Genomic DNA, 10,473 nt, shown 5'->3' on the forward strand with positions numbered 1-10,473 from the left:
ACGCTAGGCCCAGGTCGCCGGGCCGGCCGGCTCCTTGACCGCCGTGTTGAGGCGGTTGTAGAAGTTGGTCGTCGCGACCCAGAAGATCAGCCCGGCCAGCTGCTCCTCGGTGTAGTGCTTGGTCAGCTCGGTCCACAGCTCGTCGGAGACGGCGTCGCCGCTGCGGTCGGCCAGCCGGGTCATCGACTCGGCCAGCGCCAGGGCCGCGCGTTCCGCATCGGTGTAACACGGCGCCTCCTGCCAGGCGGAGACCAGCCACAGCCGATCGCCCATCGCGGCCCGCTTCGCCTCGTCGACGAAGCCGACGCACGCGCTGCAGCCGTTGATCTGGCTCGCCCGCAGGTGCACCAGCTCCAGCGTCTCCGGCTCGACCCCGCCCTTGGTCGCCACCTTGTTCAGGGCCTGGGAGGCCTTCAGCCCGTCCGGCAGCACCATCGCGGGGTTCTTCATCCGTGCCTGCATCGCTCGCTCCTTCGACTCGGTTCTCTCACCGCCCTGACGGAGCTCGCGGCACGGATGTGACCGGCGCCGGTCACAACGGGCCCGCCGCAGGAGTCAGTGCTGTGACCGACGCACACAGGAGGACCGATGGACGAGCAGCAGTGGCTGGCCGAGCGCTTCGAGGAGCACCGCGCACACCTGCGCGCGGTGGCCTACCGCATGCTGGGCTCGCTGGCCGAGGCCGACGACGCCGTCCAGGAGTCCTGGTTCCGGCTCAGCCGCACCGACCCGAGCGACGTGCGCAACCTCGGCGGCTGGCTCACCACGGTCGTCGGCCGGGTGTGCCTGGACATGCTGCGCTCACGGAGATCCCGCCGGGAGGAGCCGGCCGGGCCGCACCTGCCCGACCCGATCGTCGGCAGCGCCGCCGATCCCGAGCACCAGGCGCTGCTCGCGGACTCGGTCGGGCTGGCGCTGCTCGTCGTCCTCGACACGCTCGACCCGGCCGAGCGGCTGGCGTTCGTGCTGCACGACATGTTCGCGCTGCCGTTCGACGAGATCGCGCCGATCGTCGGCCGCTCGCTGGGGGCGACCAGGCAGCTCGCCAGCCGGGCCCGCCGCCGCGTCCAGGGCGCGCCGACCACGCCGGACGCCGACCTGGCCCGCCAGCGCGCGGTGGTCGACGCGTTCTTCGCCGCCGCCCGCGACGGCGACTTCGACGCGCTCGTCGCCGTCCTCGACCCCGACGTCGTCCTGCGTGCCGACGGCGGCGTGCTGCCGGCGGCCGTCTCCCGGGAGCTGCGCGGCGCCGAGGCCGTCGCGCGCCAGGCGTTCACCTTCCGCGGCGCGGGCGCGGGCGGCGTGCCGCGCCCGGTCGTGGTCAACGGCGCCGCGGGCGTGCTCATCACCCGCGACGGCCGGCCGCAGGTGCTGTTCGCCTTCACCGTGGCGGGCGAGCGCATCGCGGCGATCGACATCCTCCTCGACCCGGAGCGCCTGGCCGGTCTGTCCCTTTAGGACTCGATGTTGTGCATCACGTGCTTGACGCGGGTGTAGTCCTCGAACCCGTAGGTCGACAGGTCCTTGCCGTGGCCGGAGTGCTTGAAGCCGCCGTGCGGCATCTCGGAGATGAACGGGATGTGCGTGTTCACCCAGACGCAGCCGAAGTCCAGCTTGCCCGTCATGCGCATCGCGCGGCCGTGGTCGCGCGTCCACACCGACGCGGCCAGGCCGTACTCCACGCCGTTCGCCCAGCGGACGGCCTCGGCCTCGTCGGTGAAGCGCTGCACGGTGATCACCGGCCCGAACACCTCGTCCTGGATGATCTCGTCGTCCTGCTGGAGACCCGAGACCACGGTGGGGGCGTAGAAGTAGCCGCGGTCGCCGACCTGCGACCCTCCGATGTGGACGGTCGCGTGGTCCGGCAGGCGGTCGACGAAGCCGCTCACCCGGGAGAGCTGGCTGGCGTTGTTCAGCGGCCCGTACAGCACGTCCTCCTCCGACGGCGGGCCGGTGCGGGTGTTGCGGGCCTGCTCGGTCAGCGCGGCCACGAACTCGTCGTGCAGGCCCGGGCCCGCGAGCACCCGGGTCGCGGCCGTGCAGTCCTGGCCGGCGTTGAAGTAGCCGCCGACCGCGATGGCCTCGGCCGCCGCGGCGAGGTCGGCGTCGTCGAACAGGACGACCGGGGCCTTGCCTCCCAGCTCGAGGTGCACGCGCTTGAGGTCGGCGGCGGCCGCGGTGGCGACCTCGCGGCCGGCCCGCACGGACCCGGTGATCGACACCATCTGCGGCGTCGGGTGCGCGACCAGCGCGCGGCCGGTGTCGCGGTCGCCGCAGATCACGTTGAACACGCCGGGCGGGAAGAACTCCGCCGCGATCTCGGCCATCAGCAGCGTCGACACCGGCGTCGTGTCCGACGGCTTGAGCACCACGGTGTTGCCGGCCGCGATCGCCGGCGCGATCTTCCACACGGCCATCATCAGCGGGTAGTTCCACGGCGTGACCTGGGCGCACACCCCGATCGGCTCGCGCCGCACGTAGCTGGTGTGCCCCGCGAGGTACTCGCCGGCCGACTTGCCCTCCAGCACCCGCGACGCGCCGGCGAAGAACCGGAAATGGTCGACCGCGGGCGGCAGTTCCTCCTCGAGCGTGAGCTGGCGCGGCTTGCCGGTGTTGCGGCACTCCGCGTCGACGAGGTCGTCGGTCCGCGCCTCGAGCGCGTCGGCGAAGCGCAGCAACGCGAGCTGGCGCTCCCGCGGCGTCGTGTCCCGCCACGTCTCGAAAGCCCTGGCCGCCGCGGCCATCGCCCGGTCGACGTCCGCGGGCCCGGACACCGGCGCCGCCGCGAACACCTCACCGGTGCTCGGGTCGATCAGGTCCGCGTACCGGCCGTCGGCCGGCTCGACGTAGGCGCCGTCGACGAAGTTCCGCAGCACGCTCTTCTCGGTCATCCGAACTCCCAGCAGCGAGGATCACGTTGGCTGACTGCCATCCTCGCGACAGAATCCGCAGCAGACAAGGCCCTGAGCAACTGGTTTCGTATCAGGCCTGCTCGCGGCGGTGCGCGAAGGCCGCCGCGTGGATGCGGCTCCGGAGGCCGAGCTTGCGCAGGATGTTGGACACGTGGACGCTCGCGGTCTTCGTGCTGATGAACAGCTCGGCCGCGATCTCGGCGTTGGTCAGGCCCCGGCCGACGAGGGTGAGGATCTCCGTCTCGCGCGCGGTGAGGCCGTGCGCCGGGGGCGCGGAGCGTGGGGTGAGTCGGGCGCGGCCGGCCAGCGCGGCGGTCAGCTCGGCCAGGGGAGCGGCACCCAGGTCGGCCGCGGTCGCGGCGGCGTCGGCCAGCGCCTCGGCCGCCCGCGCCCGCGAGCCCTTGACCTGTAGCAACGCCTCGGCCTCGCGGAAGCGGGCGTAGCCGGCAAGGTGCCGGTCGACGCCGGCGAGCCCGGCCAGCGCTACCCACGCGTCCGGGTCCGGCGTGCCGAGCCGGGTGCGGGAGGCGTCGGCGAGGGCCTGGGCACGCAGCGTCCGCGGCAGCGCGGCCGCGCCCGCGGCCTCCAGCTCGGCCCGGTGCCGCCGGCCCGCCGCGAGCAGCTCGTCCGCGGCCGCCGCGCCGGTCGCCGCGCCGGCCGCCGGGTCGTCGGCGACCGCGTCCGCCTCGACCTGCACACCGGTGGCCACGAGGCGGGTCGCGAGCCACATCTCCTGCGCGCCCAGCGCCACCGCCAGCCCGGCGCGGACCGCGGTGCGCGCGTCGTCCCAGCGGTGCTCGGCCGCGGCCAGCCGGGCGCGGAGGGTGGCGAGCTCGGTGCCGTACTGCACGTCCTCCTGCCCGTCGAGCACCGTGCCGCTGCGCTTGAGCAGGACGGCCGCGCCCGCGAGATCGCCGCGGCGGAGCAGGATGTCCGCCCGCGGCAGGTCGACGAAGACCCAGTTGAACGGGTCGGCCGCCGGGTCGTCCGGGTCCTGGGTGGGGTCGGTCGCCTCGTCCCAGCGGTGCAGCTCGGCGAGCGCGCGCACGACGTTGCCGACGATCGGCAGCAGGTAGATGTCGAAGCCGTACTCGGTCGCCCGCTCGACCCCCTGCCGGGCCATGGCCAGCGCGTCGGTCTGCCGGTCGGCCCAGATCAGCGACTCCGACGTGTTGACGTAGCCGACGCCGATGAACCGCGGGATGCCGCTGCGGTCGGCGAACTCGCGGTGCCGGCGCAGGTGCTCGACACCCTCGTCGACGTGGCCGAGCATGACGTGCCCGGTGCCGAGCGCGGTGAGCGCGCGGTTGGTGGCCATCGGGTCGTCGTTCGGCAGGAGCGACCCGGCGCGGCGGACGGCGTCGAGGTGCCGGCTCGCGAGCATGTCGAGCATCATCAGCCAGGACTCGATGCGCAGCCGGGCCGGCGAGTCGGCCGGAACGAGCCGCACGCTCTGCCGGCTCGCGGTCCGGGCGAGCGCCCAGTTGCCGGCGCTGCGGGCCTGGTAGGACAGCTGCTCGTAGGCGAGCGCGACGTGCTCGGCACCGGCCTCCTCGACCAGCTCCGCGATCCGCGCCTTGGTGAGCTCGACCGCGCGCTGGTTGTGGCCGGCGAGGCTCGCGGCCTCGGCGGCGCGCTCCAGCAGCACGTCGTGGGTGAGCCCCGCCGGGTGCTCGGCGACCTCGTGCCAGCGGCGCAGCGCGCGCTCGTAGTGGGCGTGTGCCTCGGCCGGCGCGAGCCCGTCGACGGCGGCGGCCGCGGCTTCCACGGACGCGGCCAGCGCGCGGGCCGCGTCGCCGGCGGCGTCCCAGTGGTGGGCGAGCTCGGCGGCCGCGCCGGCCGCTGACCGGGCGCCCAGCTCCGGGTGCTCGGCGAGGTGCGCGGCGATGCGCGCGTGCGCGGCGCGGCGCTCGCCGGGCAGCAGGTCGCGGTAGAGGGACTCGTGGATCAGCGCGTGCCGGAAGGCGTAGGAGTCGGGACCGGTGGTGGTGAGCTGGCCGTGGTCGACGAGCTCGCGGAGCGCCGGGCCGAGGTCGGTTCCGGGCAGCGCGTCGAGGCCGGCGAGGAGATCGTGCGGGACGGTCCGGCCGGCGACCGAGGCCAGGCGGGCGACGCGCTGGGCGTCGGGGGACAGGCGGGCCAGCCGGGTCAGGACGATCTCGCGGACGGTGCGCGGGACGTCGCCGGTGCCGGGCCAGGCGGCGAGCAGCTCCTCGGTGAAGAAGGGGTTGCCCTCCGCGCGGGCGACGAGCGCGTCGACGAGGTCCTGCGGCGGCTCGGTGCCCAGGACGGCCCTCGCGAGCGCGGCCACGCCGGGCCGGTCGAGCGGGGCGAGGTGCAGCCGCTCGGTGCGGGGCGAGCGGGCCAGCTCGGCGACGAGGGTGGCGACGGGGTGGTCGGCGGTCAGCTCGTCCGCGCGGCAGGTGGCGACCACGAGGACCGGGGCGTCGGCGAGGGCGCGGTGGAGGTGGCGCAGCAGGTCGCGGGTGGAGGCGTCGGCCCAGTGCAGGTCCTCGATGACCAGCAGTACCTGGTCGCCGGCGCGGGTGATGGCGTCGGCGACCCGGCGGTAGGCCGCGGCCCGGTCCCCGGTCGCCGGTTCGGCGAAGAGCTGGGGGAGGGCCTCGGCGAAGGGCGCATAGGGGAGGTCTGCCTCGAACTGGAGGCAGCCGCCGGTGAGCACCGTGGCTCGGTCGGCGACCCGCGCGGCGAACGCCTGCACCAGGCGGGTCTTGCCGACCCCGGCGTCGCCGTCGACGAGGACGAGCCGGGTGTCGCCGGGCAGCAGCGAGTCGAGCACGGCGAGCTCGGCTCGCCGACCGACCAGCTCCGGTACCGACACCCGCCGCGCCACGCGGTGAGTATCGCTCAGTCCTGATGAGACGAGACACTCAGCTGATCTCCGTGCGCGGCTCGTGGCTCTCGTCGGGGAGGCGGGCCTCGTAGTAGCTGCGGGTCCGGCCGGCCGGCATCGCGAGGACGTCGAGGTAGCGGACGTCGATCACCGGCGCGGACGGGTCGGCGGCGAGGGCGAGGCTCGTGCGCTCGAACCAGTTCTCCTCGGCGCTGGCGCGGCCCGCTAGCGGAACTCGCCGGCCGCTGCGGCGCTCGCCGCCACCCGGGCGGCCCGGTCGGCGGCCGCGGTGTCCGGCCGGGCGGGCGTGGTGAGCAGGCGGTAGTACAGCGGCGCCGACACCGCGCGGATCACCTCGTGCGGGTCGGTGCCCGCGGGGACCTCGCCGCGCGCGATGGCCTGCTCGACGCAGGGCGCCCACTCGGCCACCCGGGTCTCGTAGAAGCGGTGCAGGGCCTCGGCGGTCCGCGGGTCGCACGTGGCCGCCGCGATCACCGCCTTGAACAGCGGGCCCTGCCTCGGGTCGGTCAGGGTTCTCCGCACCAGGCGGGCGTTCGCGCGCAGGTCGCCCAGCAGGGTGCCGGTCTCGGTGCGCGGTGCGGACTCCTCGGCCATCGACACCAGCAGGTCGGCCACGACGCCGGCCGCCGTGCCCCAGCGTCGGTACACCGTGGTCTTGCCGACCTGGGCGCGGCGGGCCAGGTCGGCCAGGTCCAGCGCGTCGAAGCCGCTCGCGATCAGCACGTCCTCGGCCGCGCGCAGGACCGCCGCACGGACGCGGGCGGTGCGCCCACCTGGCCGGACGACCATAACGGGACTCCAGTTCCTTTTAGTGACGACGACGGTGCTAGCTTAACGGAACCACGGAACCATTAAGGAGTAGGCATGGAGTACAGGAGGCTGGGCGCGTCGGGGCTCATGGTGCCGGCGCTCGCGTTCGGGGCGGGCACGTTCGCCGGCCGGGGTGAGCTGTTCGGCGCCTGGGGTGACACCGACGCCCGGGAGGCCAGGAGGCTGGTCGACATCTGCCTCGACGCCGGGGTGACCATGTTCGACTCCGCCGACGTCTACTCCGACGGCGGCTCGGAGGAGGTGCTCGGCGCCGCCATCCGGGGCCGGCGCGACCGGGTGATCATCTCGACGAAGACCGGCCTCCCCACCGGCGACGGCCCCAACGACGCCGGCACGTCCCGGGCCAAGCTCATCCGCGCGACCGAGGCGGCGCTCGAGCGGCTCGGCACCGACTACCTGGACCTGTTGCAGCTGCACGGCTTCGACGCCGCCACCCCGATCGAGGAGACGTTGTCCACTTTGGACGACCTGGTGCGGCAGGGGAAGGTCCGCTACGTCGGCGTCTCCAACTTCTCGGGCTGGCAGCTGATGAAATCCCTTGCCGTGGCGGACAAGTATGGACACCCGCGTTACGTGGCCCACCAGGTCTACTACTCCCTCGTCGGCCGCGACTATGAGTGGGAGCTGCTGCCGGTCGGCCAGGATCAGGGTGTCGGCGCGGTCGTGTGGAGCCCGCTCGGCTGGGGCCGGCTCACCGGCAAGATCCGCCGCGGCCAGCCGCTGCCCGCGCGCAGCCGCCTGCACCGCACCGCGGACTTCGGCCCGCCGGTGCCCGAGGACCGCCTCCACGCCGTGGTCGACGCGCTTGACGACGTGGCCGCCGAGACCGGCCGCGCGGTGCCGCAGATCGCGATCAACTGGTTGCTCCGCCGGCCCACCGTCTCGTCGGTCCTCATCGGCGCGCGGAACGAGGAGCAGCTGCGCCAGAACCTCGGCGCGGTGGGCTGGGAGCTGACATCCGACCAGGTCGCCCGGCTCGACGCGGCCAGCGCGACCACCCCGCCGTACCCGTACTTTCCCTACTATCGGCAGGAAGGCTTCGCGCGGCTGAACCCGGGTCTACCGCTCGGCGCGTGAGCCGTTGGGGGAGTAGCTCGCGTACGCCGGGCCGGGTGCGAGGTCCAGCTCGGCCCAGACGATCTTGCCGTCCGGGTAGGTCTCCTGTCCCCAGCCGCGCGAGTAGGCCTGGACGAGCAGCAGCCCCCGCCCGCCGGCGTCGTCGGGCGTGCGCGGGGCGGCGGCCTCGGGTGACCCGTCGCTGACCTCGACGCGTAGCCGGTCCCGCGTGCGGCGCAAGGAGACGCGGAAGGGCGCGCGGGCGTGCCGCAGGGCGTTGGCGGTGAGCTCGTCGATCACCGAGAGCGCGTCGACCAGCACGTCGTCCAGGTCGGCGAGCACGGTCCGGGCCCATTGACGGACCCGGCCGAGCTCGGTCAGCTCGCCGCCGATGAGGAGAACCTGCGCCGGCTCAGCCGTCATTGACCCCGTCCCTCGCCCGCTCTTCGATGGGTATCCCTGGTCAGGATTACCCGACCAGCCGACAAGCATGCAAGCGTGCCAGCGAGCCCGACCAGCAAGACGTTTCCGAGACGAGCGCCGACGAGAGCCGCGCCGCGGAGGCGCGGCCTCTGGCCCCCGGTATCCATTCTACGAAGGCCGACCGACAAGAACGGCCGAGCAACCGGGGCCCCTGTGGACAACTCACCGAACCCGGAGCGACCCCGGCCCCCGCGCGGGCGCCCGCGAACTCTAGGACTCTCCATATCAGTTGGGCCAAGTGTGCCTCGAGTTGTTGACTTGACCACCAGGTCCCATGTAAACACAGCAATACACAGATGGAACGGCGGCAAATCCACATGTACGCAGAAGAGCGGCAGCAGCACATCGTCGACCGGGCCCGCCGTGAGGGCCGGGTCGACGTCGCCGAGCTCTCCGCCGAGCTCGCGGTCACTGGGGAGACGATCCGGCGTGATCTGTCCGTGCTCGAGCGGCACGGGCTGCTGCGCCGGGTGCACGGTGGCGCGATTCCCGTGGAACGGCTGGGGTTCGAGCCCGCGCTCGCCGCGCGGGACACGTTGCTCACCGCGGAGAAGGACCGCATCGCCAAGGCCGCCCTGGCCGAGGTGCCGGAGGAGGGCTCGATCATCCTCGACGCCGGTACGACCACCGCGCGGTTGGCCGAGATTCTTCCGGTCGACCGGCAGCTGACCGTCCTCACCAACGCGCTGCCGACCGCTCTCTCGCTCGCCACCCGGTCCAACGTCAACGTCCTGTTCGTCGGCGGCCGGGTCCGCGGGCGCACCCTCGCCTGCGTCGACCCGTGGGCGATGGAGGCACTCGCGCAGAGCTACGTGGACGTCGCGTTCGTGGCCACCAACGGGCTGTCCGTCCAACGTGGACTGACCACGCCGGACCAGGCGGAGGCCGCGGTGAAGACGGCGATGATCGCGGCCGCGCGGCGGACCGTGCTGCTGGCCGACCACACCAAGGTCACCACCGACCACCTGGCCAGGTTCGGCCAGCTCTCCGACATCGACACGTTCATCACCGACACCGGCCTCGACGAGCGAACCGCCGCCGAGATCGAGTCGCACGGGCCGAGGGTGGTGCGAGCTTGACCGCCGACGTACTCGTCGCCGCGGAGGCGGCATCGTGCACCGCCGACGTACTCGTCGCCGCGGAGGCGGCATTCGGCACTGCCGACGTACTCGTCGCCGCGGAGGCGGCATCGTTGACCGCCGAGGTACTCGCCTCCGGGGAGGCGCCGTGATCGTGACCTTGACACTGAACCCCAGCCTGGACCGCACGATCGAGATCGCCGAGCTCACCAGGGGCGCGATGATGCGCGCCACCGCCACCCGCCTCGACCCCGGCGGCAAGGGCGTCAACGTGGCGCGGGCGCTGGCCGCGCACAAGATCCCGACGTGCGCGGTCGTCCCGCGCAACGGGCCGGAGGGCACCCAGCTCACCACGCTGCTCGAGGTCGAGGGCATCGACGTCTGCGCCGTGCCGGTCACCGGTCACACGCGCTCCAACGTCAGCCTCGTCGAGCCGGACGGCACGGTCACCAAGATCAACGAGCCGGGTGGGTCGCTGCGCGCCGACGACCTCGAGCGGATCGTCACGGCGACGTTGTCCGCGGCGGTCGGCGCGGACTGGGTGGTCGCGAGCGGCAGCCTGCCGCCGGGGGTGCCCGACAGTTTCTACGGCCGGCTCGGCACGCAGCTCGCCGAGTTGGGCGTGCGGTTCGTGGTGGACACCTCCGGTCCACCGCTGGCCGCGGCGCTGGCCTGCCGGCCGGCGCTGGTCAAGCCGAACCGCGACGAACTCGCGGAGTCGGTGGGGTTCCGGATCGACACGGTCGCCGACGCGGTGCGCGCCGCGGAGGCGATGCGGGTCGCGGGGGCGGAAGCGGTCCTGGCCAGTCTCGGCGCGGACGGCGCCGTGCTGGTCGACCAGCAGGGGGTGCGTTACGGCGAGTCGCCGGTCGACCGAGGGCGTAGTGCCGTCGGTGCGGGCGACGCGATGCTCGCCGGATGTCTCGCGGCCGGGACCACCGGCGGCGACGTGCTGACCGAGGCATTGGCCTGGGGTGCGGCGGCGGTCCGGTTGCCGGGCAGCCGCATGCCGGGTCCTGCCGACGTCGACCGGGACGGCGTGCACGTCCACGCCGAGCCCGACCTCTCGCGGCCGCTGAGCGGCTCGCACCAACCGCACGGAATGGAGCAGATTCGATGACGAGTTTGCCGACAGGTGTGTCGGACCTGAAGCACTTACAGGGCAACAGCTTCCGCGCCAGGGTGCAACGCTTCGGCGGCAACATGGCCGGAATGATCATGCCGAACATCGGCGCGT

The 10,473-nt window shown here is 73.6% G+C and carries 10 protein-coding genes; 5 read left to right on the forward strand and 5 right to left on the reverse strand.

Features of this window, described 5'->3' with window-relative positions; all coding sequences use genetic code 11:
• Positions 1 to 3 precede the first annotated feature (3 nt).
• Positions 4 to 462, reverse strand: a complete 459-nt coding sequence (locus VGD70_RS04315) for a carboxymuconolactone decarboxylase family protein (protein WP_331078321.1) — start codon at positions 460 to 462, stop codon at positions 4 to 6.
• Positions 463 to 588: 126 nt separating this feature from the next.
• Here VGD70_RS04315 and sigJ point away from each other — a divergent pair, with 126 nt between their 5' ends.
• A complete protein-coding gene (gene sigJ / locus VGD70_RS04320; protein ID WP_331078323.1) occupies positions 589 to 1,458 on the forward strand; it encodes an RNA polymerase sigma factor SigJ in 870 nt (289 codons plus the stop codon).
• On the opposite strand, the gene VGD70_RS04325 is transcribed toward sigJ, so the two are convergent.
• The 3 genes from VGD70_RS04325 to VGD70_RS04335 all read right to left on the reverse strand — a co-directional run bounded on the left by VGD70_RS04325 (position 1,455) and on the right by VGD70_RS04335 (position 6,576).
• Complete coding sequence (locus VGD70_RS04325) at positions 1,455 to 2,891, reverse strand: gamma-aminobutyraldehyde dehydrogenase (protein ID WP_331078325.1); 1,437 nt, start codon at positions 2,889 to 2,891, stop codon at positions 1,455 to 1,457. The genes sigJ and VGD70_RS04325 overlap by 4 nt on opposite strands.
• A 91-nt stretch (positions 2,892 to 2,982) precedes the next feature.
• Positions 2,983 to 5,766, reverse strand: coding sequence for a helix-turn-helix transcriptional regulator (locus VGD70_RS04330; protein ID WP_331078327.1), 2,784 nt, complete (start codon positions 5,764 to 5,766; stop codon positions 2,983 to 2,985).
• A 225-nt stretch (positions 5,767 to 5,991) separates the two neighbouring features.
• The gene (locus VGD70_RS04335) at positions 5,992 to 6,576 is read right to left on the reverse strand and encodes a TetR/AcrR family transcriptional regulator (protein ID WP_331078329.1); all 585 of its coding nucleotides are present in this window, start codon (positions 6,574 to 6,576) and stop codon (positions 5,992 to 5,994) included.
• Between the two features lie 75 nt (positions 6,577 to 6,651).
• Between VGD70_RS04335 and VGD70_RS04340 the strand changes: the two genes are divergently transcribed.
• Complete coding sequence (locus VGD70_RS04340; RefSeq protein ID WP_331078331.1) at positions 6,652 to 7,695, forward strand: aldo/keto reductase; 1,044 nt, start codon at positions 6,652 to 6,654, stop codon at positions 7,693 to 7,695.
• Here VGD70_RS04340 and VGD70_RS04345 read toward each other — a convergent pair.
• A complete protein-coding gene (locus VGD70_RS04345; protein WP_331078333.1) occupies positions 7,678 to 8,097 on the reverse strand; it encodes an ATP-binding protein in 420 nt (139 codons plus the stop codon). The two genes, VGD70_RS04340 and VGD70_RS04345, sit on opposite strands and share 18 nt — an antisense overlap.
• A gap of 377 nt (positions 8,098 to 8,474) precedes the next feature.
• Between VGD70_RS04345 and VGD70_RS04350 the strand changes: the two genes are divergently transcribed.
• Genes VGD70_RS04350 through VGD70_RS04360 form a run of 3 tightly spaced genes read left to right on the forward strand, consistent with a single transcriptional unit; the run spans position 8,475 to position 10,356 of the window.
• Positions 8,475 to 9,236 (forward strand): DeoR/GlpR family DNA-binding transcription regulator, encoded by a 762-nt coding sequence (locus VGD70_RS04350; protein WP_331078341.1) that lies wholly within the window; start codon positions 8,475 to 8,477, stop codon positions 9,234 to 9,236.
• The gene (locus VGD70_RS04355) at positions 9,233 to 9,388 is read left to right on the forward strand and encodes a hypothetical protein (RefSeq protein WP_331078335.1); all 156 of its coding nucleotides are present in this window, start codon (positions 9,233 to 9,235) and stop codon (positions 9,386 to 9,388) included. Before VGD70_RS04350 ends, VGD70_RS04355 begins: the two co-directional genes overlap by 4 nt.
• A 2-nt stretch (positions 9,389 to 9,390) precedes the next feature.
• On the forward strand, positions 9,391 to 10,356 hold the full coding sequence (locus tag VGD70_RS04360) for a 1-phosphofructokinase (protein ID WP_331078337.1): 966 nt from the start codon (positions 9,391 to 9,393) through the stop codon (positions 10,354 to 10,356).
• The last annotated feature ends 117 nt before the right edge of the window (positions 10,357 to 10,473 follow it).

The sequence above is a fragment of the Actinophytocola sp. genome, from assembly GCF_036402745.1.
Classification (GTDB): Bacteria; Actinomycetota; Actinomycetes; order Mycobacteriales; family Pseudonocardiaceae; genus Actinophytocola.

Excerpts from the sequence above, each read along its gene's own strand:
- VGD70_RS04335 (WP_331078329.1), bottom strand. The coding sequence starts at position 6,576 with ATGGTCGTCCGGCCAGGTGGGCGCACCGCCCGCGTCCGTGCGGCGGTC.
- VGD70_RS04315 (WP_331078321.1), bottom strand. The coding sequence starts at position 462 with ATGCAGGCACGGATGAAGAACCCCGCGATGGTGCTGCCGGACGGGCTG.
- VGD70_RS04325 (WP_331078325.1), bottom strand. The coding sequence starts at position 2,891 with ATGACCGAGAAGAGCGTGCTGCGGAACTTCGTCGACGGCGCCTACGTC.
- VGD70_RS04345 (WP_331078333.1), bottom strand. The coding sequence starts at position 8,097 with ATGACGGCTGAGCCGGCGCAGGTTCTCCTCATCGGCGGCGAGCTGACC.
- VGD70_RS04340 (WP_331078331.1), top strand. The coding sequence starts at position 6,652 with ATGGAGTACAGGAGGCTGGGCGCGTCGGGGCTCATGGTGCCGGCGCTC.
- sigJ (WP_331078323.1), top strand. The coding sequence starts at position 589 with ATGGACGAGCAGCAGTGGCTGGCCGAGCGCTTCGAGGAGCACCGCGCA.
- VGD70_RS04350 (WP_331078341.1), top strand. The coding sequence starts at position 8,475 with ATGTACGCAGAAGAGCGGCAGCAGCACATCGTCGACCGGGCCCGCCGT.